This window comes from Alkalinema pantanalense CENA528 (assembly GCF_050753345.1).
Taxonomy (GTDB): Bacteria; Cyanobacteriota; Cyanobacteriia; order Leptolyngbyales; family Leptolyngbyaceae; genus Alkalinema; species Alkalinema pantanalense.
Genome location: NZ_JBLZFX010000007.1, coordinates 16,379 through 38,080, shown reverse-complemented (window position 1 = coordinate 38,080; position 21,702 = coordinate 16,379). Strand labels below are relative to the sequence as shown.

The following is a 21,702-nucleotide window of genomic DNA, read 5'->3' as shown; positions in this document are numbered from 1 at the left end:
TTTGGCAATAATGGTTCTCACCTAGAGTGGTTTAGAGTGTTTGAGTGTCGTGTTGAGTTAGGAGGAAAGCCCATGGGTGGGGGATTAGCTGAGCAGGAACGTCAAAATTTAGCGCGATCGCAGGATTATTTGCAGGCCCAGTCGATTCCAGAAATGTGGGCGATCGTCAGTCAGAAATTTTCCAATATCACTGCACTGATCGACCCCCATGCTAAGCCAATGGTGCAGATGACCTATCAGTTGCTATACCAGCAAATGCAGCAGTTTGGAGCCGGATTGCAAGCCCTTGGCATCCAACCTACTCGGGATCCCATCCCGCCGCGAGTAGCTCTCTTTTCAGATAACTGTCCCCGCTGGCCCGTAGCTGACCAAGGCATTATGCAGGCGGGTGCTGTGGATGTGGTGCGCAGTTCCCAGGCCGATACGGAGGAGTTGCTCTACATCCTGCGTCATAGCGGCGCGATCGGGCTGATTGTGGAAGATTTAGCCACGTACAAAAAACTGCGTCCCGGATTGGAAGACAGCGCCCTCGCCTTTATTATTCTGCTCTCGGAAGAAGCCTTACCAGAAGATCCGGATTTCAAAGTGCTGACCTTCAGCCAAGTCCTCAACCAAGGCGCGATCGCTGCCCTCAAACCTGTTCAACAAACCCGCGATACCCTGGCAACCCTGATGTATACCTCCGGAACCTCCGGGATGCCTAAAGGGGTGATGTTGACCCATGGTAATCTGCTGCATCAGGTTGTGGCAGCGTCGGGGGTTGCCCAACCCATGCCTGGAGAACGGGTCATGAGTATTCTGCCGATTTGGCATTGCTATGAGCGCACCTTCGAGTACTTCATCTTTTCGCGGGGCTGCACGCAGATCTACACCAACATTCGCTACGTTAAGCAGGATTTGAAAGATCACCATCCCCATTACATGGTGGGTGTGCCCCGACTCTGGGAATCGATCTACGAAGGCATCCAAAAGCAGTTCCGCTCCCAACCGGCGGATAAGCAAAAGCTAGTGAATTTCTTCCTGACCCAGAGCGATCGCTACATCAAAGCTAAACGGATTCTGCAAAATCTGAGTTTGGATAATCTCACCCCATCGGCGGGCGAAAAATTAACCGCCTTGCTGCAAATTCCTGTCCTATGGATCCTACACAAACTGGGCGATCGTCTGGTCTATTCCAAAGTTCGAGCAGGCACAGGCGGGAAGTTGAAATTTGTGGTCAGTGGAGGGGGATCGATCGCCGATCACCTAGAAGACTTCTTTGAGATTGTTGGCATTGATATCCTCGGTGGCTATGGCTTGACGGAAACGGCACCCATTACCCATGTGCGGCGACCCTGGCGAAATATTCGCGGATCCGATGGTGAAGCATTGGTCGATACGGAAACCAAAATTGTTGATCTAGAAACTCGTCAACCCTTGCCCGCTGGGAAACAGGGGGTTGTCCTCCTGCGGGGACCCCAGATTATGAAGGGCTATTACAACAATCCCGAAGCAACCCGGAAGGCGATCGATCCCGACGGCTGGTTTGACTCCGGCGATTTGGGGTTCCTGACGGCGACGGGGGATCTCGTGATTACCGGGCGAGCCAAAGACACGATCGTCTTGACCAATGGCGAAAACATTGAACCCCAGCCGATCGAAGATGTCTGCCTCTGTAGTCCTTACATCGACCAAATTATGCTGGTGGGTCAGGATCAAAAAGTGCTGGGGGCTTTGATTGTGCCTAATCTGGATGCCCTGGCAGCTTGGGCCGCAGAGCAAGGTTATGCTGATGTGGATCTCAATAGCAAGCCAATTCAAGATTTGTTTAAAACTGAGTTAACCCAGCGCGTTAGAGATCGCCCAGGCTATCGTCCCGATGACCAAATTCGTGTTTTTCGGTTACTAGACGAACCTTTTACGATCGACAATGGTTTACTAACCCAAACTTTGAAAATTCGTCGCAATGTTGTATCCGATCGCTATGCGGGTATCATTGACGAGATGTTTAGCTAATTGCGGTCGGCTTCTGTTGGAGGAATTGAACTTAAGGGATTGAACTCAATTGCTGAGGCCGATTTCGCCGGATTGCCGGGTTCCATGGTGAATAAACCAATAATGAACCAATGTGCCCCCAACATCACGTTTAAAATTAGTCTCCCCCCAGGTTTCTATGGAAGTTTCTAATTCTCATCTGTTAATTCAGCGCAACGTTGCAGTCACTGCGATCGTCACTCCCCGCTGGAAGGAAGAAGCCCAACAGCAACTGCAAAGTCAACTGAATCAAGTAGATAGCCAGCTTCAACAGTTAGATTTGCAATTGCAACAAGTCCTGACCGAAATTCAAAAGCAAAGCTTGCAACCGCCGGGGCCAGAAACGGTTCAACAGATCGAAAATGTCAAAATCCAGTTCAACCAAGGCAAAAGTGAGTTGCTAGAACAAAAAAATCAAGTTCTGCAACAACTTCAGCAGGTACAAACCTTAGAACTGAATCAAGAAGTGAATCAAGGTCAGGTTGTCAGTGTTTTCAAGATTGAAAAGGGCGATAACCTGATTGGCAAAATGAACGTGGAAATTGTGCTGCGCGACGGCATTGTGGAAGAAATTCGCGGAGATGTGTAGTTCTAAGGCCCTGTAGTTCTTGGGCCGATCGTTTGGAGGTCTGTATCTACAGGTTGTCTGGTATCTACAGATTGCCTTACGTTGTCTGCACGTTGTAAGCTCAACAGCCTGATCATCTCAATCTTCAATGCAAAAATGGGTCGATCTCAAGATCGACCCATTTTTGATGGGGCAGGATGAGGCCGATTTTTGTCACTGCCTACCTGCCATCAAAATCTGCTAGCAACTTGCAGTTCCAGCAGCTTGCAATGCCAGTAACTCGCAATGCCAAAACCTACAATAACCAAAACCTGCAACAAAATGTAAAACGAAATGTACTAGGATGATTAATCGTCTGTCTAAGCCTATCCACCCAAGCCCACCTACCCAAAGTCATTATGCTGAGAGCCGGAATCGTCGGACTGCCCAACGTTGGAAAATCTACGCTGTTTAACGCGATCGTCGGCAATGCCAAGGCCCAAGCGGCTAACTTTCCCTTTTGTACGATCGAACCCAACGTTGGCATTGTGGCCGTTCCCGATCCCCGCCTCAATGTGTTGGCTCAAATTTCCGGTTCAGCAGAAATTTTGCCCGCTCGGGTGGAGTTTGTGGACATTGCAGGCTTAGTCAAAGGTGCAAGCCAAGGGGAGGGATTGGGGAACCAGTTCTTAGCCAACATTCGTGAAGTGGATGCGATCGTCCATGTGGTGCGGTGCTTTGAAAACGACGACATCATCCACGTTTCTGGTTCTGTGGATCCCCTAAGCGATGTGGCAGTGATTAACCTGGAACTGGGCTTGGCTGATTTGGCCCAAGCGGAAAAGCGGATTGAACGTGCCCGCAAAGATGCCCGGACGAAAAAAGAAATCCAGGTTGAAGTAGACGCTCTGGATAAAATCATTGCGGCGCTGAATGCAGGAAAATCGGCCCGATCGGTTGAACTCAACGAAGAAGAAGAACTCGCCATCAAAGCGATGGGCTTCCTGACCCGCAAACCCATGATCTACGCCACCAACGTTTCGGAAGATGACTTAGCCACGGGCAACGCCTTCGTGGAAAAAGTGCGAGCGATCGCGGCAGAGGAAGATGCACAGGTCGTCATTATTTCCGCCCAAGTGGAATCAGAACTGATCGAATTGCCGGAAGAAGAACGAGCAGAGTTTCTAGAGTCGTTGGGGGTGAGCGAGGGCGGACTGCAATCTCTCATCCGCGCCACCTACGACCTCCTAGGACTGCAAACCTACTTCACCACCGGCCCTAAGGAAACTCGCGCCTGGACAATTCGCAAAGGCATGGTTGCTCCCCAGGCGGCTGGCGTAATTCACACTGACTTTGAACGGGGATTCATCCGTGCGGAAACGGTTGCTTACCAGGATCTGGTGGACTGCGGTGCGATGAATGCCGCTAAGGAAAAGGGCTTAGTCCGTAGCGAAGGCAAAGAATACGTGGTGCAGGAAGGCGATGTTATGCTCTTCCGGTTTAATGTCTAACCCATTACCCTCTAACCCACCTCAAGCTTTAACTTAATCATGAACTTAATCATGCACGCTTAACTTAATCATGTACGCTACCGTCGGCCAAGGTCGCTCCCTTTAGTTGGGTTCCCGCCAGCATGGAACTGCTGACCTCGGCACGAATTAAGTTGGCTCCCCGCAGGTCGGCTCCCCGCAGGTCGGCTCGCCCCAGGTATGCTTCGATTAGATTGGCTTCGGTGAGGATAGCGCTTTGAAGATTGGCGCGTCCTAGTTCTGCTTTACTGAGGCGTACCCGATCCATTCTAGAGTTCTGAAAATTGGTTTTGTTGAGTTTAGCGCCATTCAGCGTGGCGTCGATTAAAACGGCGTTGCTGAGGTCGCTGCCCGTCAGATCGATGCGGTTCATTTTGGCTTCATGGAGAAATGCCCCTTGAAAATTTGCCTGTATTGCAATTACATCACTGAGGAAGGTATGGACTAGGGTGGCCCCGGTGAGGGTTGCTTCGCTCAGATTGGCTCCTTTTAAGCTGGCCTCGCTCAAGATTGCACCGGAGAGATTGGCGCGACTGAGATCTACGCCAGTAAGGTTAGCGCCCCGCAGGTCGGCTTCCCGCAGGTCGGCTCCCCGCAGATTGGCCCCAGCTTGGACTCGGCCTTCTTCCCGTAAATTGGCTCCCCGCAGGCAAGCGCCTTGGAGGTTTGCACCACTCAAATCCGCGCCCCGTAAATCTGCCCCCATGAGGTTGGCGTCTATAAGAACCGCTAGGGATAAATCTGCGCCACGCAGATCGGCCCTTGCAAGGGTTGCTCCTTGTAAATCTCCATCCCGTAGGTGAGCATTCAGCAGGTCTGCTTGGCTCAGATTAGCTCCACAAAGTTTGGTGTGACAGAGGTTTGCTTGGCTCAAATCTGCTCGGTTCAGGTAGGCAAAGATCAAATTGGCATGGTGAAAATCAGCGCCTTTGAAGTCTGCACCGATCAAGTCTGCTCCCGCTAAATTCCAGTTGCTGCCATTCAATCCGCTAAATTGAATGTCTCCCGCCTGGTAGCGATCGAGTAATTCTTGGGCATTCATCGGCATCTCCCCCTAATCTCTGGCTATCATGACAGTCTTGAGAATCTCTGATTCGCGATCGCGATCGGTTGGTTGGACATTCTCTAGCGGTTGGGGGGCTGGTTCTTTCTGTCTATTGGGGGAAGGCGGACGGGAAGATGAGAGGTTCGTAGGCAGCAAACCCGCCGTTGAGAGAATGGTCTGAGGGATGGGTGCAACGATGTCTGATTGGGATTGATCCCGTTGTAACTGCTTGACTAAGACTTCAATAATGGCTTCGTACTCGGCCGTATCCGGTAATTTCTCCGCTTCGTTGCGTAACTTGATCGCGAGAAAATCGAGGCGATGCTTATAGCTATTGAAGAGTTCTTCTAATAGGTGGCCGAGGCTCAGGGCCCGCCAGGGGGTATAGTCGTCGGCATGACCAGCGGTCGAGCTAGCTGCTACCTCGGGTAGATCGGAGTGGAGTAATGCCGTTAACAGGATCTTGGCACGGAGGGGATTGGCCACCTTCATAATCTCCTGTCGCAAATCATAAAAGAGCAGGCTGGTGGGTGGCTTAGGAATCGGGCGGTGAAGATTAGTGGAGAGTGCCGTTGAACTGGATGGTTCTAGGAAACTAGGCTGTCTTAGGGAACTATGTTGTTCTAGCGCTTCAATCGTTAACATATCCCCATACAGCGCTGCAAGATGTTCTAGGGCTGTTTCAGCGATGGGTTGGTATTCAACGGGTTTACTAAGGTGCTGGACGATACGATAGAACGCTGTTTTGAGTTCAGGAAACGTGTTATAGAGCCGCCACAAATCATCAACGATGCGCGTAAATTGGGTTTCTGCTAACTTGTTCGGATCGGTTTCCCAGGTGTGATGAATCACGCAGAGCATCAGCTTTTTCAAGCGCAGGTGTTGGGGATGACGATCGAGCAGTTGCCCAATTTTGGCTTGGGTTTGAAATAGTTCGATCGGGCTGTTGGAAGATACTGACATCTGACCTTGGATTCCCACAGTGGTTTCCTCTGCTTCTAACATGGGATCGTGCAAATCATAGAGGTCTTGAATGCAGTCTAAAAAAAATTCTGCGACCTGGGAATATTCGATCGGCTTACTCAGGGTATTGACGACCCGATGCACTCGACTTTGGAGGGATGAAAAACGAGGATGGGACTGCCTGAGTTCTCTCAGCAGTACGGTCATTTCTAAGCCTTGATATTGCGCAGGTTGAGTTGGCCACACGTTTCGGCAAAGATAAACGAGTAGCTTAAGGATTCGAGTTGCGTGGGGCGCTTGGGCTAGCCGACGCGCGATCTCGGAAACATCTCCCATGCGGAGCACTCTGAAAGGTGACAATATAGCACTAGAATTCCCACCTAGCCTAGGAGCTAACTCCGTTATTTTGCGGATTTTGGACGTTTAGGCAAGATTTAGAACGGTCTAAAAATTGGCAGGCTTGAAACCTGAACTATCTGGAAATGGGGACTAGACATAGATGCGATCGTTGGGAATATGGTACTGTAATCTACAGTAAATCCGTCGAGAAACCGGGGATTTATCTTAGCCTCTGCACCTGCTTTCCTCATTTTTTTGCTTTTCCCTTGCATTTATGGGTATTACGGTTCAAGAAGTCTCTAAACGATTTGGTAGCTTCCAGGCCCTCGACCAAGTCAATGTTTCCATTGAAAGTGGTTCCCTAGTCGCATTGTTAGGCCCATCGGGATCTGGTAAATCGACGCTGTTGCGGTTGATTGCAGGACTGGAAATGCCCGATAACGGCAAGATTTTTTTGACGGGGAAAGATACGACTTATCAGAGCGTGCAAGCTCGCAACATTGGCTTCGTTTTTCAGCATTATGCGCTGTTTAAGCATATGACAGTGCGGCGCAATATTGCCTTTGGCATGGAAATTCGTAAAATGCCCGCTGCCAAAATTCAGCGACGGGTCGAGGAACTGCTGGATCTCGTGCAACTATCTGGATTAGGCGATCGCTATCCCTCCCAGTTATCCGGGGGACAACGGCAACGGGTGGCGCTGGCGAGGGCGCTGGCGGTGGAACCCAAGGTTTTGCTGCTGGATGAACCGTTTGGCGCGTTGGATGCAAAGGTGCGTAAGGATTTGCGGGCCTGGTTACGCCGCCTGCATGATGAAGTGCATGTCACCACCGTATTTGTCACCCATGACCAAGAAGAGGCCATGGAAGTCTCAGACCAGATTGTTGTGATGAATAAAGGTCGGGTTGAGCAAGTGGGCACTCCGGCCCAAGTCTATGACCATCCGGCCAGTGCCTTTGTCATGAGCTTCATCGGGCCGGTGAATGTATTACCGACCAATTCACGGATTTTCCAAGAAAGTGGATTTGATTCAGCCAATCCTGAAATGTTCTTGCGGCCCCATGATATTCAAGTGGAGCTCCAGCCCAATGCGTCAACAGTGCCGGCTCGGGTGCGCCGCTTGATTCATTTAGGGTGGGAAATCCAGGCGGAACTGGTTTTAGATGACGGCCAGGAAATGGTGGCACACCTGACACGGGAACGGTTTGACCAACTGAATCTGACGGAAAATCAACGCATTCACGTTAAGCCAAAGGATGCCAAATCTTTTCCGCTCTACTATGAAATTTAGCTCAGTGATTGCATCACTTGATTGAACACCTGTGATTGCATTACTTGGTTGAATACCGAATGAAATAGGGCATTCAGATTCAGCAATATTGATATAAATATTCCAGCCGTTTAGGCTTGTTTAGGATAACGGGTTAATGATAAAGCCAGCTTGTCCAAGCGTACTTGCGCCCATGGGTGACGGGGAGTGATTGGTGCGGGTGGGTATAGTAGGCAGGAAAGACGATCGCGCTACCCATCTTAGGTTTGACTTTGAGGTTTTGCCGATCGAAAAACGTTTCTCCTCCTTGGAAGTCTTCATTCAAATAACCAACAATACTGACATCACGAGTAGGAATACCTTGGTCAACTTCTTGAAACCGACTTGCTAACAAAATGTTATCTACGTGGCGTTTGTATTGTTGACTAGGAGAATAACGCAAAATGGAACAGGTTTCAGCATGGGGAAACCGAATGCCATAGGTCTTGTACAGGGCTTCTTGGACAATCCCAATTTTTTTAACCAGCAAATCATTGGTTGATTTCTGTACAGGATTGCGAAGATCCAGTGGCAAAATTCCACTATTACGAACGTCGGTATCGATCGCCCTCAGTAAAATAGTGGCGGACTCAAAATGACAGAACTCTGCGACATCAATAATTTGTGTGCAGAGTTCCGGTTCCAACAGATTTTCAATCAGTAGAACATCAGCGCCTAAATCACGAATAGAATAATCCACAGCAGTCATCTCAACCCATGACCCTTCTATCGTTCCACAGGAATTTGGATTTGGAACAGGATTTATAGATTTGCAACAGGATTATCGAACAGTGCACCCAGATCTAGACAATGCCTAATAGTTTGGCAACGACCTTGTTGGAATTGGATTTCAGCGAGGTCATAGCTATCATTAGAAATTTAAGTTGTCGTTTAGCCAACCATCCCAGCATTGCCACAATGGTTACTTGTAACAGGGCGATGATTTTCCAGGGTAAGGGACAGTATTGCCAGATCAAGTAAACGCGAGTCGGCAAAAACCAACTCGATCGCTGATGGAAAAATGTGTAAATAAATTCTGGCAACCATGGGCGAGCAAATGCTTGCTGGGCATTATGACGCTGAGTTTCAGGACTGGGCGAATCATCGTACACAACCACTTGAGGGGTGACGCAGGCCCGAATTCCCGCCTTCCTCGCTCGCAGGATTAACTCAGAATCGGCATGGTAATGCGGCAAAAATTTGTCAGCATATAGGCCAATCTGCTCAAAGACAGACCGATGGATCAAGACGCCATCTCCAGCGGCAGCCTCCACATCTATGACTTCAGCAGCCCGAATTTCAGGGGGTAAATCTGTTTCTTGGACATCATGCCAGGCTAATTGCAGAATTCGAATGCCCCAAGACACTTGGGTGCCCAATGCCCAGATCAAGCCGGGATGACCTAGGTAATCAATGCGGCTAGCGAGGATTTTGACATCATTCCGTTGGGCGATTTCTACAAGACGCTCTACATAATTGGGGACGATCGCACAGTCATCATTAATCGTAAGGATAGAGTCGTAGCCTGCGTCTATCGCTGCTTGCACCCCATGGTTGGTGGCAGATGCCCAATAGCACTGATCATCCACTTGTAAAATTCGAACCTTGGGAAAATACTGACGAACGACTTCTGGCGTCCCATCGATCGAGCCAGCGTCAACGAGAATCACATCCAAGCTTTGATAGGTTTGCTGTTGTATGGATCTCAAGAACCGCAGGGTCTTTTCTCTTCGGTTGTAACAAGTGACGACCGCAGCAATTTTCATGACAATTGAACTCTCTCTACAGCAGATAACCGGGATAGATTGCTAAGGAACACATCATCTTGTACAAAGATTAGATAGAACTTTTTCCATCGCTGTTCAGGCCATGGCTCAAACCGATAGAATGGCCACCGCGAGCTCTGGATAGTCCATTTGAATATTCTCTAAACCTAACTCATCCTCATTAAATCAGGATAATCTCTTCGTTTAAGGAAACTCTACCTTAGAAAAGAGATTTTTATTTTTACTGAACTTATTGTAGATGACTTCTGAATTAGCTCAAGTCTAGCTTTAAACTCGGCATGGCGAAATCGTCATAAAGTTAGAAGATTCTTTCTATCTGGTAAGACTATACCTGATAAAACTTGGTAAAGATGGAGATAGAGATCACTGGCAAGGTGAAATTGGTATCACTAGTGCCTCTAACTGATGGGGTATGGGAATCATGTTGTAGTTGTCTTGGGTCATAACAGGCTTAAGAAATACTAAAAAATTAATTATTTTTATAGCGAATTTTCTTTTGAAGTTGATTGTAATACTTTCACACTAAACATTTAGCTCTAGGAATTTTGGTTACAGGAACTTTAGCTAGAAGAATTTGACTCTAGGTGCTTCATGGAAGGGGGAACCTTCATGCTTCGCTGGATGTCACAACGGCAAATGGTGCGGTGATTTCAATGTGAATTACATAATGCTTGAACTGAACGGGGTCTCCATTTTGGTGTCCGCATTCCGCATGGATTCGGCTAATATTTCTAGTCGCCTTCCAGTAACAGAGCCTGTTCTGAAAAAAGAGTATGTTGAGATTAGGGGATCTATTCATGCCACATAATATCTGTCTAAACTCAATGAATTATCGATCAATGAATCATCGATCGGGGTGGAGGGTTCTATGCCCCATACCCTTGTTTAAGGGGGTGACGCTCCTTTTGACTGGTCTAGGCATCAGTTGCGGAATTCTGAGCTATCAGGAAAAACCTGTCATGGCCCTAGGTCGTCCCTTGAGTGTGAGGCAGTTGGCTGATGCCAAGTTAGATGCCAAGTTATCAGATAGCAAGTTATCAGATAGCAATCTCTGCCCTTCTGTCTTTGAGCAAATGATGACCCATCGGATTGCCGCAGGAGAGACTCTCGAGAAGATTGCTCGACAGTACGACCTGTTGCCCGAGACTTTAATGGGGCTGAATCCGAGCTTGCGCGATCGCCAAGCACCCGTGGGGCAAAATATTGTGATTCCGCCTTTCAATGGGATTCGAGTCGAAGTCCCGCCGGGAAAGAGTCTGCGGGACTTAGCAGCGCAGTATAAGGTGCGATCGGATGTTTTGTTTGAGGTAAATGGGTGTCAATCTGCGCCCTCCGTCGTGTTTGTGCCCGGTGTCGTGTGGACTCCGCTTCAACCGACGAAAGGATCCCTCGCCCAGTTCCCGATCGGTTATCCCCTGCCCAAAGTGGGAAACGTTCTGATGGGGTTTGGGTTTCAACTGCGCGATCGAGGAACCGTTACGCCCCACAGTGGCATTGATCTAGCGGCTCCGCTGGGGACTCCGGTGTTGGCGGCGGCGGATGGTACCGTTGCCTTTGCGGGAAACCAGGGAGCCTTTGGCAAGATGGTGGTGATTAACCATGCCCAGGGCTATCAAACCCGCTATGCCCAACTTGATCTCATCCAAGTCAAGCTCGGGCAGCAGGTGAAACGAGGCGCTACGATCGGCACTGTGGGTCAAACGGGAACACCCAGCTCAAGCCCGTCCCACTTGCATTTTGAAGTGCGATCGAACTCTAAACTGGGTTGGGTGGCCGAAAATCCCGCTAATTATTTGCCGTCGTCAAAATAGCGAGACAACCTAAGGATTGGGAAATGCGGATGGATTCGGCGACTAGATAGTCACTACACGGGATTAGGCAACGGTGGTTGGCTGAGGAAATGCCGCATCCTCCGGTAGCCCGAGCATCTGACAATAGAGCTTGGCATAGGCTTGGGCGGATTTTTCCCAGCTAAAGTCCTGATTCATGCCCCGCTGCTGGAGCATTTTCCACTGGGGTTTGAATCGGTAGGCTTCCGTTGCCCGCACCATACAGGTGAGGAGATCAAGGGGTTCGTAGCGATCGAAGCAATACCCGGTACCTGTGCCTGCCACTGGATCATTATGGGAGACGGTATCCACGAGTCCACCGGTACGACGGACGATCGGTACACATCCGTAGCGCATGGAGAGCATTTGGCTAATGCCGCAGGGCTCAAACCGGGATGGCATCAAGAAGGCATCGGCTCCTCCATAAATCCGGCGAGCCAGGGCGTCGTTATAGAGTAAATAGGTGGCCATCCGTCCAGGATACTGGGAGGCTAACTGCCAGAGAGCCGTTTCGTAATAGCGATCGCCCGTTCCCAAAATGACTAACTGGGCGTTGTTATAAGCCAGATAGCGATCGAGAATTTGCAGAACGAGATCCAATCCCTTTTGCTCCACCAATCGGGACACCATGCCAATCATGAAGGCTTGGGAATTGACTTCCAGCCCCACTTCTTCTTGGAGTGCAATTTTGTTCTTAACCCGGTCTTCCAGCGTTTCAGCCGTGAAAGGTTGGGCTAGGGCTTTGTCAACGGCAGGATCGTAGGCTTCTGTATCAATCCCATTTAGAATTCCAGACGTTCTCCCACTAATGAAGGATAACAACCCTTCCAAGGTTTCCCCGTAGGTGGGGGTTTTGATCTGGTCAGCGTAGGTGGGGGAAACGGTGGTAACCCGATCGGCAAACTGCACCGCAGCAGCCATGGTGTTGTGACCTTGCATGTACCAGGGGCACCAGGTCATGGTTTCCAGTTTCCAGCGCCAAGGCCCTTGGTAGGCTAGGTTGTGGATGGTGAAAATGGTTGAAATATCAGGATCCTGGTGCATCCATACGGGAATCATGCCCGTATGCCAATCGTGGCAATGGATAATTTGGGGTTTCCAATAGTTCCAGGCAAATTCCGCTGCCCCATTCGAGAAAAACGTGAATCGCCAATCTTCATCTTCACCTGCATAGATGCGGCGCGGATCAAAGACAGGATGGCCGAATAGATATAAAGGAACATCCGTTCCAGGCAATTGCGTTTCATAGACGGCAAACTGATTAAACATCGCACTGCCCCGCCAAATCGGCTCGGTCGGGATGGTCAATTTATCGTTTAAAAAGCCGTAATAAGGCATGAAAATGCGGACATCATGGCCCATTTGCCGAAGCACCTTGGGCAGTGCACCGACCACGTCGCCCATTCCTCCGACTTTCGCGATCGGGGCTACCTCTGCTGAGACAAATAGAATCCGCATGCTGCTTTCCTGGTCAGTCTGACATAAGAGCCATCATACCGACTTTGGGGATCGGAGCAGTGTCGATTTTGGCAGATTTGGTAGATCGTTACGCTCACTCTAAAGCCAAACGTTAGTGAAGGTAAACGCTAGACAAATCGGTGGCAAGAAATCCCTGCGATCTAGGCGGGAGAAGCAGGAGGACAGAAGACAGTTGGTCAGATGGCAAGATTTCCGATCGCTAGCCTCCAGACCGCCTAGCTCTTTTGTGATACCTACTAAAGGTCTTTTGTGACACCTACTAAAGGTGAAATCGACTATCGACTAAAGTATGGTGCAGTCGCAATTTTCATGGCTCAGTTAAAACTGGCGCAGAAAACGTAAATCGCTGTTGTACAGACGACGAATATCGTCAATTTGGTGCATGACCATCGCCAGCCGTTCCACGCCAAAGCCTGCGGCAAAACCCGTGTAAACTTCCGGATCGTAACCCACCGCTTTTAGAACATTGGGATCCACCATGCCGCAGCCTAGGATTTCTAACCAGCGGCCTTTCCATTTCACATCCACCTCCGCCGAGGGTTCCGTGAACGGGAAGAAGCTAGGCCGGAACCGCACTTCCAAGTCATCCCCCAGCAATTGCTGCAAGAACACCTTGATCGTGCCTTTGAGATCGGTAAAGGTCAGTCCTTCATCCACCGCCAAAATTTCCACTTGATGGAAGACCGCCGAGTGGGTTGCGTCCACCGTATCGCGGCGATAGACCCGCCCCGGCACCACAATCCGTACCGGAGGTTCGTTATTCTCCATATAACGCACTTGTACCGTAGAAGTGTGGGTGCGCAGCAGGTTGCCATCGGGTAAGTACAACGTGTCCTGCATGTCCCGCGCGGGGTGATCCGGTAGGAAGTTGAGGGCTTCAAAGTTGTAGTAGTCGGTTTCCATTTCCGGGCCTTCCGCTACGGCATAGCCCATGCCCACAAAAATATCTAAAACAGTGTCGATCGTGCCATGGAGCGGGTGGATACGCCCCTGGGGGCGATAGGTTCCTGGCATTGTCACATCCAGGGTTTCTGCTTCCAGTCGAGCTTGGATGGCGGCGGCTTGCAATTCTGTCCGGCGGTTGTCCAAATCTGTTTGGATGGCTTCCTTGACCTCGTTGGCCCTTGCACCAATTTTGGGCCGATCGGCAGGGTCGAGTTTACCCATTCCTCCCAACACCTGCGGAATCGGGCCTTTTTTGCCCATGTATTTCACACGCAGTTGTTCCAGTTGATCTAAGTCAGAGACAGCGGCGATCGCGGCCTGGGCCTCTTGTTTGATCAACTCCAATTGGGCTTCAAGATCGGAAATTTGCACCGTCGTCATACCGGGAATGGAACGCTTTAGGACTTATAGCTTTGGACTATACCAGTGTAGAGGAAAGTCGTCGGGATTCGCTCAAGGATTCCCTAGGGATTCACTAGTGAATCCCTAGGATTCGTTAGAGATTCGCGGGGGATTCGTTGTCGATCACTCCTGTTCCGGCCAAAGTTCTGTACCCTAGAAACCTGGGACTTACTACCTTCAGTTTTGTGCGGCAAGTTTTATGCGGCTTTTGATTAGCAATGACGATGGCATTTTTGCGATCGGGGTGCGGACGTTAGCGAATACTTTGGCAGTGGCGGGCCATGAAGTCACGGTTGTTTGCCCCGATCGGGAGCGATCGGCCACGGGCCATGGATTGACTTTGCACCAACCGATTCGTGCCAACCTAGTGGAAGGTATTTTCCATCCCCAGGTGACGGCTTGGTCTTGTTCCGGTACTCCATCGGACTGCGTCAAGTTAGCCCTCTGGTCATTGCTTGATCATCCCCCCGATTTTGTGGTGTCTGGGATTAACCATGGGGCCAATTTAGGAACGGATGTGCTGTATTCTGGGACGGTCTCAGCGGCGATGGAGGGGGTGATTGAAGGAATTCCCAGCATTGCCATGAGTTTAACCAGTTTTGCCGCTACGGACTTTCAACCCGCTGCCGATTATGCGCAAACCCTGCTGGCTCAATTAGCCCATCATCCATTACCGGAGTTAATTCTCCTGAATGTCAACGTTCCGGCAGTGGCGGCGGAACAAATTAAAGGGGCGATCGTGACCCGCCAAGGCATTCGACGATACATTGAAGTCTTTGAAAAACGGCAGGATCCACGGGGGAAGACCTACTACTGGTTGGCTGGCGAAGCGATCGAAGAGGTAGATGATCCCGATGCCAATCATGCAATTCCCTCCGATGTCGAGGCCATTCGCCAAAACTTCATCACGATCACGCCGCTCCAATACAACTTAACGGCCCATAAAAACTTAAAACCCCTCGAGAATTGGTTAGCGCAAGTGTAGAGAATGCTGGAAAAAATACTTAGTTGATCAATTTCTCCAGTTAGCTGATATGGCCCTGAATCGAGGGCGTTTAATGAAAAACTAACTGGTGAATTCACCCAGATACTGTATTTTTACGAGTGTTTCAGCCATCTGGAGGATGGGATATGGGCGGGTTGATCAGTAACAATAGGGAAAGTCATTATGTCAAAATGTAAAGCGTGCAGATTTCGTCATCTTTAAAGACTGTGCTTAAGCCAACTGTCGCTGCTTTGGGCAATTTCGATGGCCTGCATTGCGGACATCGACAGGTTATCCAGCCAATTTTGACTCAGTCGGTCGGGCAAACCCTCGCCCATGGGTCTGAGCGGATTTATTCAACGGTGGTGAGCTTTTCACCCCATCCCGTGGAGTTTTTCTCGGGACAAACCGTGCCTACCCTAACACCAGGGAATGAAAAAGCCTATCAACTTCAGCAAATGGGGGTTGATCAGCTAGTTCTATTACCGTTTGACCATGCTTTGGCCCGGTTGACGCCGGAGGACTTTGTTCGAGAAATTTTAGTTCACCATTTGCAGGCGCGGTTTGTCAGCGTGGGGGAAGATTTCCGGTTTGGTTGTCGCCGATCGGGAACAGCGGAAGACCTCCGAACGATCGCGGCGACCTATGGCATTGAGGTGGTTCTGGTGGCGCTGGAAACCTTCCAGGGTGAGCGGATCAGCAGCACAGCCATTCGCAAGGCGCTGCAAACGGGCGATTTGGCCACTGCCAACCGGATGTTAGGACGCTCCTACAGCTTGGTGGGCGAAGTGGTGAAGGGTCAGCAGCTAGGGCGGACGATCGGGTTCCCGACGGCAAACTTGGCGTTGCCTGCGCGTAAATTAATTCCCCACCAAGGGGTCTACGCAGTGCGGGTTTCGGGGATTGTTGGGACTTCCCATCCGGTTCTAGGGGTGATGAATATTGGCAATCGTCCGACGGTGGATGGGCTTCAGCAAACGATAGAAGTGCATTTGCTGGATTGGAGTGGCGATCTCTACGGGCAAACGCTGACGGTGGAATTGCTGGAATTTATCCGCATGGAGCAAAAATTCTCGTCCTTGGATGCGCTCAAGGCGCAAATTACGACGGATTGCGCGATCGCTCGTCAACGGCTAGCACTGTGCAAATAACGACTAACGCTTTGCAAATAGCAGATTGGCATTTGGGTGGTTGATTGCAGTAGGGTTTGCCGACTCTAGGTCGAAATCGTCAGGTTCAACTCGGCAGGATTGAAGAGTTGGCGCTGGGAGGCGTTGAGAAATTCGATGCTGACGGGTTCGTTGGTGTCGTTGTAGCTGACGATAATGCCGCCGGGTTCCGCGATCGCGTTGGCGGGGGGCTGGTCGAGTAGAACGAAGATGAGGATGTCGGCTTCAGCATCGTATTTAACTTTCATGGGGTTCCTCCTGCCAATAGCGGTTGATTTGGTTTGTCCAGTAGAGGGTTATGATGCGGCGGGTATTGCCGATGTCGGTGAAGACGACTCTGAGTAGTCCGTCGCCTCGAAGGGATTGGGCGATGCGGACTTCATCTTCGGTGACGATTTGTTGGGGTTGAGCGACGATAGTTTCGATTTCTTCGCGGGTAATTTCGAGTCGTTGTTGCCATTGGTGTTGACGCTCCTCTGCGTGCTTTGTCCAAACGATTTGCATTGCTGTCAGTTCAGCTCTTCAGTTTTTTGAAAGTATACGGGTTACCCGGACGAGATCGAGATACTATTATCAATCTCTCTCTGCAATTTCCTGCATTCGTCGGCTAAGGGTATGCCCAACTCTGTCGCCAGTGCCAAGGCTTGCTGACAATACTGCCGCGCCACCTCGACTTCACCTAAAGCTTGATGCAGTTCGGCCAACTGTTGGAGGGCTTTGGTTTCACCTGATCGAAAGCCAATCTCTTGAAAAATCTTGAGTGCTGTTTGCGTGTTGGTCAACGATTCTGGATACTGTTCTAGTTTGAGCTGGGTTGCGCCAATGTTTGCGAGAGCAACGCCCTCACCTTGACGTTCTCCAATCGTCCGCATCATTATCAAGTGTTGCTGATGGTAATCAATTGCCTGCTCATACTTCCCCAACTTGTAGTACACATCTCCCAGATAGCTTGGCCCGGTCGCTTGACATCGCCGGATGAATTCTGGTGCAATGCGGAAGGGTACTGTCTGGCAGATTCCTTCTGGCGAGCAAATTTGAAGTTCTGGAGGTCTAGGAAAAAGAAGTTTTTCGGCAGCTTCCCAATCCTTAATTTCGCAGTAATGATGCAGCGCTTCCAGATAGCTGAGCGCCGTTTCCAAAGTTGGATTATCAGGGAGTACATAGGCCGTTAGCCAAAGGTGAGCGGCTTGCCGTTCCGATTGATGCCAAATATGAGTGTCAGCTTTGAGCAAATCATAGGCAACTATCCGCACCAGATTATGTTGGCGAATCAAAAACTGGTTTTGGTAAATCCCTTCTCGCTCTACTAGAGCCCGTTCATTTAATATTTGATAAGCCTGCTGCCGTCGCTGAGAGGTTTGCTCTTCAAACATCGATAGCCAAAATGTTTCAGGAACAGGACGACGATAGACCGAACTACGACAGAGTAAATCCAACGCATCTATAGGCAATTGCTTCAGTGATAGTTCTACCCGACGGTGAACTCGCTTTTTTAACGCTTGATTGTAGAGCTCTAAGCTAAGCCTTTCAGTTGGTAGTTCCCGTGTGACCTGTTCAACCTCATTGCCATAACGTTCCCAATATATCGCCACATTGCCATCAAACGGCGCAGCCAGAATTTCTTTAGCAACTACCTGTAATACTAAAGGATGTCCTTCATAGATTTGTCCAATACGTCGCAAATGGCTGGCACTGCTGTCATTTACACTTAACCCATTCTTCGCAAATAGCTCAAGATGCTCATTCTGTTGCTGAACATCTGGCTGCTGCGCCAACAACCCCTGCAAAGTAATGGCTTGCCAACGGTTGGGATAGCGCTCCTCCAATTCTGCCAATGAATTTGGTAACGCTTGCGCCGTCAACACTAACCGACTGGCAAAATTGGGTTCTGTCAAACAAAGTTGAAGAAATGTCACCCAGTGCCGATCGACAAATTCCGTCTCAGTCGGTTGTTCAGAACTGAGTAATCGTTCTAACGAATCCACCTGAAGCCAATAGCGACTGACTTTCAGCTTTTGTAATAGCCTCTCTATTAATCGTTTTGGGTCATTGCGCTCCTGCGGATCGAGATCGCCATCCCCTAACTTCGCCAGGAGATCCGCCGCCACCGAGACAAATTCTGGGCTTTGCCCCTCCAAAATCTCTAGATACAGCCATTGGAAGGTCGGATCACACTTCCAGGCTTGGCTGGCGAGACATTCTCCTAGTGCCGTCTTCCCGATCCCCGAAAGACCCGTAATCCACAGGATTCTGGCCTGTCCTTGTAATTTAGGCAGACATTCATTAATAATCGCCTTGCGCCCCACCCAAGTCTGAGAATTGTAAATCGACAGCATCGGCGGAGTGGGGATCAGCTTGCCTAATTTGTAGCGTTTCTCCAACGCCCCTGCAAAACTGGTCTTACTGACCCTCTCCCCTAAACCCTCAGAAAGTAAGTCCCACAGGTTCTTACCCTCATTTTTAATATGTTGGGGCGCATAGCCTTCCATGCGCTCATAGCCCTTACCCGCAAGAGACTCACGCAGAATCAAGCGCTGAATATCCGTTAAAGGATTGCCAGCATGAGCAAGCAGCACTTCATCGGCAACCTGGATGGCTTCTTCTGGAGTCATGGCTCACCGCAAGACGTGAAGAAAGAAAATCATCTCGATCATAACCTTACTTTTTCGGAATTTCTCGTAACGACAGGACTGGAGCGGGTTGCGAGAATTGGAGCATCGAGTTTAAAAGGTCATGCCAATGCATCAACAACAGCCTACATCAACTCATCAAGCCACTTCGCAGATTGCTCCGATTGATCCCACCCCGATCGCCCAATCTGAATCTCCAACAGCAGTGATTTTAGCGATCGCCATTCTAATTTCTACCTTCACCGCAAGCCTTACGGGATTGGTGCAGGTGATTATGAAGGCTAGATCGTATCGTTAGGCAGCCTAAAGCGATCGTGCTTTAGCAGAGGTGCGATCGCTTCAAAGTAAGTCTAGAAATATTCTAGTTCCAGTAAGAAAATCTTCAACTACACCACTAGTATGTGGATCCGTAAAAATATTTGACAGCAGAAGATTATAAATCATGGAGAATCCCCGACTTTTGGGCATTCTGGTTATCATGAAGCCAGTCTGTCCGGGGGCAAACCATGCGCGATCGTATTGAACAACTCAATCACAATTTGCATCAGGTTATTGTTGGTAAGACCGAATCGATTCGGTTGGTGTTGGTGGCATTGCTGTCCGGGGGCCATGTGTTGCTAGAAGACGTGCCGGGGGTGGGCAAGACACTGCTGGCCAAGTCCCTGGCGAAGTCGATCGAAGGCAAGTTTCAACGGTTGCAATGTACGCCAGACTTGATGCCAACGGATGTGACCGGAACCAGTATTTGGAATCCGAAGACGGGAGAATTTGAATTTTTGCCGGGGCCGGTGTTTGCCAATGTGTTGCTGACGGATGAAATCAACCGGGCGACGCCCAGAACCCAGTCGGCGCTGTTGGAGGTGATGGAAGAGCACCAAGTGACGATCGATGGGGTGTCTCGCCCGGTTCCCGATCCGTTCTTTGTGATTGCGACCCAGAACCCGGTGGAATACCAAGGCACCTTTCCCTTGCCGGAAGCGCAAATGGATCGCTTTGCCCTGTCGCTGTCCTTGGGCTATCCCAGCGAGTCCGAGGAGTTACTGATGATCCAGCGACTCCAAAATGCCCAAACTCAACCACCGTTACAGCCCTGCATTACCTTGGCGGAGGTGCAAGCCCTGCAAGCTCAATGTCGGCAAGTGCAGGTGGAAGCCTCGCTCCAGCAATATATTTTGAACTTGGTACGGGCGACCCGTGGGGATGAAGATGTGCTTTTGGGCATCAGTCCTCGGGGGACTGTGGCATTGGTGCGGGCGGTGCAAGCGTTGGCTTTTCTAGAGGATCGGGACTACGCGATTCCCGATGATGTGAAGTTCCTCGCGCCCTATGTTCTGTCTCATCGCATGATTGCGGCGGGCGGGCGTCGATCGCGGGCCATTGTGGAACGGTTGTTACGAACGATCGCGATCGCTTAAATCCTGACTAATCCCAGATTCTGAATTGTTGCCTCTTCCCTTGTTAAGACGATTTTCAACAACCGTTGGTCAAAACTGTCGGTCAAAAAAACGTCTGGCCCAACAATGTTGTTGATTTGTCAACAACGTATTTTCACGGAAACAATTGCGTGTTCAGAAACGTCACGGGCAACAGCGATCGTACGCTCCTAGTGGAATGATCTGCTGAACCCGTGCTTTTTCGGAGAAATCCAATATTCTTTGTCAAATTTTTAATAATTGAGGGCAAACTTTACGGATTTTTCTCAGGTGGCTATGAAAAGTAAGAAGAGGCTTGATTGACTTCAGTGTAATCACGGAACCTCTCACTGTTTGTTACACTCACTAGAGTAAAATAACTCTTCGGACAGTCCCAGAACTTAACTAGGCAATTTCAAGATCTATCTTATTTCTATTGATCTATCTACCAATTTTCTCAGGGGTCACTCATCTGCCAGAAACACGATCGTGTTGCATTGCTTGTAACTCGTCGATCGTGTTGGATCTTTTGGTGGCTAGGCGGCCAATGCCAAGAGCGATCCGGCAACGTTTATTAAACTGAGAAATTGCGGAGATAAGTAATGTACCGTTGGCAAAAATTCTGCCTATCTGCTGTAGGCGTGACGATAGCTTCTCTGTCTGTGAGCTTTCCGGCTACTGCTGTAACCCTCACCTTTGATGATGGTGTCCTCAATCAACAATTTCCCAATCCTGCAGGAATATTTATTCCGTCGGGTTACGGTGGGTTTGATTGGAATAACATGGCAGTTCTGGATGGAGGCGCGATCGCGAATTCTGGCTATAACAATGCGATAGTCTCCATTGATAATGTTGCCTATAACAGTGGTGGTGGCGTGACTCGCATTGTCCGTAGCGATCGCAGCCTGTTCAACTTTAACAGCGCCTATTTCACAGCGGCTTGGAACGATGGGTTGCAAGTGCGTGCCCAAGGCTATTTCAAGGGGACGCGCATTGCAGAGCTGGTCTTTAAGGTGAATACTGATACGCCACTCAAACAGGTGTTGAACTTTGCGGGGATTGACGAACTTTGGCTCTCTTCCTTTGGTGGGATAAAAAATCCCAGCCTCAATCCTAATGGTTTCGGCGAGCAGTTTGCGATGGATGACTTTGTGTATAACGAAGCAATTCCCAAGCCCCAACCTATTCCAGTTCCTGCTCTACTACCCGGCGCGATCGTCTGGGGTCTTCAGGTGGTCCGTAAACAGAAGCGAAAATAAGTCAAATAGTTCTAACGTTAGTGGGTTTAACGTTAGAACATTTGCTTTTCTATATTTCTA

Annotated in this window: 19 protein-coding genes; 10 read left to right on the top strand and 9 right to left on the bottom strand. The window is 49.7% G+C overall.

Annotation, left to right across the window (positions count from 1 at the left end):
* The first annotated feature begins 72 nt into the window (after positions 1 to 72).
* The 3 genes from ACN4EG_RS04020 (at position 73) to ychF (ending at position 4,071) form a co-directional block, all read left to right on the top strand.
* Positions 73 to 1,995 carry an AMP-dependent synthetase/ligase gene (locus ACN4EG_RS04020; protein ID WP_431627906.1) on the top strand — a complete coding sequence of 641 codons (1,923 nt, stop codon included), beginning with the start codon at positions 73 to 75 and terminating at the stop codon, positions 1,993 to 1,995.
* 157 nt (positions 1,996 to 2,152) lie between these two features.
* Positions 2,153 to 2,602 (top strand): YlqD family protein, encoded by a 450-nt coding sequence (locus ACN4EG_RS04015; RefSeq protein WP_431627905.1) that lies wholly within the window; start codon positions 2,153 to 2,155, stop codon positions 2,600 to 2,602.
* A gap of 377 nt (positions 2,603 to 2,979) precedes the next feature.
* Positions 2,980 to 4,071 (top strand): redox-regulated ATPase YchF, encoded by a 1,092-nt coding sequence (gene ychF / locus ACN4EG_RS04010; protein ID WP_431627904.1) that lies wholly within the window; start codon positions 2,980 to 2,982, stop codon positions 4,069 to 4,071.
* Positions 4,072 to 4,135: 64 nt separating this feature from the next.
* On the opposite strand, the gene ACN4EG_RS04005 is transcribed toward ychF, so the two are convergent.
* Positions 4,136 to 5,131 carry a pentapeptide repeat-containing protein gene (locus tag ACN4EG_RS04005; protein ID WP_431627903.1) on the bottom strand — a complete coding sequence of 332 codons (996 nt, stop codon included), beginning with the start codon at positions 5,129 to 5,131 and terminating at the stop codon, positions 4,136 to 4,138.
* Positions 5,132 to 5,143: 12 nt separating this feature from the next.
* Positions 5,144 to 6,433, bottom strand: coding sequence for a hypothetical protein (locus tag ACN4EG_RS04000; protein WP_431627902.1), 1,290 nt, complete (start codon positions 6,431 to 6,433; stop codon positions 5,144 to 5,146).
* A 277-nt stretch (positions 6,434 to 6,710) separates the two neighbouring features.
* Here ACN4EG_RS04000 and ACN4EG_RS03995 point away from each other — a divergent pair, with 277 nt between their 5' ends.
* Positions 6,711 to 7,727 carry a sulfate/molybdate ABC transporter ATP-binding protein gene (locus tag ACN4EG_RS03995; protein ID WP_431627900.1) on the top strand — a complete coding sequence of 339 codons (1,017 nt, stop codon included), beginning with the start codon at positions 6,711 to 6,713 and terminating at the stop codon, positions 7,725 to 7,727.
* Positions 7,728 to 7,860: 133 nt separating this feature from the next.
* Here the strand turns inward: ACN4EG_RS03995 and ACN4EG_RS03990 are convergent, their stop codons facing one another.
* Positions 7,861 to 8,445 (bottom strand): prolyl hydroxylase family protein, encoded by a 585-nt coding sequence (locus ACN4EG_RS03990; RefSeq protein WP_431627899.1) that lies wholly within the window; start codon positions 8,443 to 8,445, stop codon positions 7,861 to 7,863.
* 103 nt (positions 8,446 to 8,548) lie between these two features.
* Positions 8,549 to 9,511, bottom strand: a complete 963-nt coding sequence (locus ACN4EG_RS03985) for a glycosyltransferase family 2 protein (protein WP_431627898.1) — start codon at positions 9,509 to 9,511, stop codon at positions 8,549 to 8,551.
* A 980-nt stretch (positions 9,512 to 10,491) separates the two neighbouring features.
* Here ACN4EG_RS03985 and ACN4EG_RS03980 point away from each other — a divergent pair.
* Positions 10,492 to 11,343, top strand: a complete 852-nt coding sequence (locus ACN4EG_RS03980) for a peptidoglycan DD-metalloendopeptidase family protein (RefSeq protein ID WP_431627896.1) — start codon at positions 10,492 to 10,494, stop codon at positions 11,341 to 11,343.
* 63 nt (positions 11,344 to 11,406) lie between these two features.
* Here the strand turns inward: ACN4EG_RS03980 and glgA are convergent, their stop codons facing one another.
* Positions 11,407 to 12,819: a glycogen synthase GlgA gene (gene glgA / locus ACN4EG_RS03975; RefSeq protein ID WP_431627895.1), complete on the bottom strand. Its 1,413-nt coding sequence runs from the start codon at positions 12,817 to 12,819 to the stop codon at positions 11,407 to 11,409.
* A gap of 339 nt (positions 12,820 to 13,158) precedes the next feature.
* Positions 13,159 to 14,166, bottom strand: a complete 1,008-nt coding sequence (pheS, locus tag ACN4EG_RS03970; protein WP_431627894.1) for a phenylalanine--tRNA ligase subunit alpha — start codon at positions 14,164 to 14,166, stop codon at positions 13,159 to 13,161.
* 220 nt (positions 14,167 to 14,386) lie between these two features.
* On the opposite strand from pheS, the gene surE reads away from it, so the two are divergent.
* Positions 14,387 to 15,172: a 5'/3'-nucleotidase SurE gene (gene surE / locus ACN4EG_RS03965; protein WP_431627892.1), complete on the top strand. Its 786-nt coding sequence runs from the start codon at positions 14,387 to 14,389 to the stop codon at positions 15,170 to 15,172.
* Positions 15,173 to 15,372: 200 nt separating this feature from the next.
* Positions 15,373 to 16,323: a bifunctional riboflavin kinase/FAD synthetase gene (locus ACN4EG_RS03960; protein WP_431627891.1), complete on the top strand. Its 951-nt coding sequence runs from the start codon at positions 15,373 to 15,375 to the stop codon at positions 16,321 to 16,323.
* 65 nt (positions 16,324 to 16,388) lie between these two features.
* On the opposite strand, the gene ACN4EG_RS03955 is transcribed toward ACN4EG_RS03960, so the two are convergent.
* Genes ACN4EG_RS03955 through ACN4EG_RS03945 form a run of 3 tightly spaced genes read right to left on the bottom strand, consistent with a single transcriptional unit; the run spans position 16,389 to position 18,953 of the window.
* The gene (locus tag ACN4EG_RS03955; RefSeq protein WP_431627890.1) at positions 16,389 to 16,589 is read right to left on the bottom strand and encodes a DUF2283 domain-containing protein; all 201 of its coding nucleotides are present in this window, start codon (positions 16,587 to 16,589) and stop codon (positions 16,389 to 16,391) included.
* Positions 16,579 to 16,845, bottom strand: a complete 267-nt coding sequence (locus ACN4EG_RS03950; RefSeq protein ID WP_431627889.1) for a DUF4258 domain-containing protein — start codon at positions 16,843 to 16,845, stop codon at positions 16,579 to 16,581. The genes ACN4EG_RS03955 and ACN4EG_RS03950 overlap by 11 nt, the downstream gene beginning before the upstream one ends.
* A gap of 41 nt (positions 16,846 to 16,886) precedes the next feature.
* The gene (locus ACN4EG_RS03945; protein ID WP_431627888.1) at positions 16,887 to 18,953 is read right to left on the bottom strand and encodes a tetratricopeptide repeat protein; all 2,067 of its coding nucleotides are present in this window, start codon (positions 18,951 to 18,953) and stop codon (positions 16,887 to 16,889) included.
* Positions 18,954 to 19,074: 121 nt separating this feature from the next.
* Between ACN4EG_RS03945 and ACN4EG_RS03940 the strand changes: the two genes are divergently transcribed.
* From ACN4EG_RS03940 to ACN4EG_RS03930, 3 genes are all read left to right on the top strand, one after another.
* Complete coding sequence (locus tag ACN4EG_RS03940) at positions 19,075 to 19,269, top strand: hypothetical protein (protein ID WP_431627887.1); 195 nt, start codon at positions 19,075 to 19,077, stop codon at positions 19,267 to 19,269.
* 208 nt (positions 19,270 to 19,477) lie between these two features.
* Complete coding sequence (locus ACN4EG_RS03935; RefSeq protein WP_431627886.1) at positions 19,478 to 20,386, top strand: AAA family ATPase; 909 nt, start codon at positions 19,478 to 19,480, stop codon at positions 20,384 to 20,386.
* Between the two features lie 599 nt (positions 20,387 to 20,985).
* On the top strand, positions 20,986 to 21,642 hold the full coding sequence (locus tag ACN4EG_RS03930) for a hypothetical protein (protein WP_431627885.1): 657 nt from the start codon (positions 20,986 to 20,988) through the stop codon (positions 21,640 to 21,642).
* The last annotated feature ends 60 nt before the right edge of the window (positions 21,643 to 21,702 follow it).

Excerpts from the sequence above, each read along its gene's own strand:
- ACN4EG_RS04020 (WP_431627906.1), top strand. The coding sequence starts at position 73 with ATGGGTGGGGGATTAGCTGAGCAGGAACGTCAAAATTTAGCGCGATCG.
- ACN4EG_RS04015 (WP_431627905.1), top strand. The coding sequence starts at position 2,153 with ATGGAAGTTTCTAATTCTCATCTGTTAATTCAGCGCAACGTTGCAGTC.
- ychF (WP_431627904.1), top strand. The coding sequence starts at position 2,980 with ATGCTGAGAGCCGGAATCGTCGGACTGCCCAACGTTGGAAAATCTACG.
- ACN4EG_RS04005 (WP_431627903.1), bottom strand. The coding sequence starts at position 5,131 with ATGAATGCCCAAGAATTACTCGATCGCTACCAGGCGGGAGACATTCAA.
- ACN4EG_RS04000 (WP_431627902.1), bottom strand. The coding sequence starts at position 6,433 with ATGGGAGATGTTTCCGAGATCGCGCGTCGGCTAGCCCAAGCGCCCCAC.
- ACN4EG_RS03995 (WP_431627900.1), top strand. The coding sequence starts at position 6,711 with ATGGGTATTACGGTTCAAGAAGTCTCTAAACGATTTGGTAGCTTCCAG.
- ACN4EG_RS03985 (WP_431627898.1), bottom strand. The coding sequence starts at position 9,511 with ATGAAAATTGCTGCGGTCGTCACTTGTTACAACCGAAGAGAAAAGACC.
- ACN4EG_RS03980 (WP_431627896.1), top strand. The coding sequence starts at position 10,492 with ATGGCCCTAGGTCGTCCCTTGAGTGTGAGGCAGTTGGCTGATGCCAAG.
- glgA (WP_431627895.1), bottom strand. The coding sequence starts at position 12,819 with ATGCGGATTCTATTTGTCTCAGCAGAGGTAGCCCCGATCGCGAAAGTC.
- pheS (WP_431627894.1), bottom strand. The coding sequence starts at position 14,166 with ATGACGACGGTGCAAATTTCCGATCTTGAAGCCCAATTGGAGTTGATC.
- surE (WP_431627892.1), top strand. The coding sequence starts at position 14,387 with ATGCGGCTTTTGATTAGCAATGACGATGGCATTTTTGCGATCGGGGTG.
- ACN4EG_RS03955 (WP_431627890.1), bottom strand. The coding sequence starts at position 16,589 with ATGAAAGTTAAATACGATGCTGAAGCCGACATCCTCATCTTCGTTCTA.
- ACN4EG_RS03950 (WP_431627889.1), bottom strand. The coding sequence starts at position 16,845 with ATGCAAATCGTTTGGACAAAGCACGCAGAGGAGCGTCAACACCAATGG.
- ACN4EG_RS03945 (WP_431627888.1), bottom strand. The coding sequence starts at position 18,953 with ATGACTCCAGAAGAAGCCATCCAGGTTGCCGATGAAGTGCTGCTTGCT.
- ACN4EG_RS03940 (WP_431627887.1), top strand. The coding sequence starts at position 19,075 with ATGCCAATGCATCAACAACAGCCTACATCAACTCATCAAGCCACTTCG.
- ACN4EG_RS03935 (WP_431627886.1), top strand. The coding sequence starts at position 19,478 with ATGCGCGATCGTATTGAACAACTCAATCACAATTTGCATCAGGTTATT.
- ACN4EG_RS03930 (WP_431627885.1), top strand. The coding sequence starts at position 20,986 with ATGTACCGTTGGCAAAAATTCTGCCTATCTGCTGTAGGCGTGACGATA.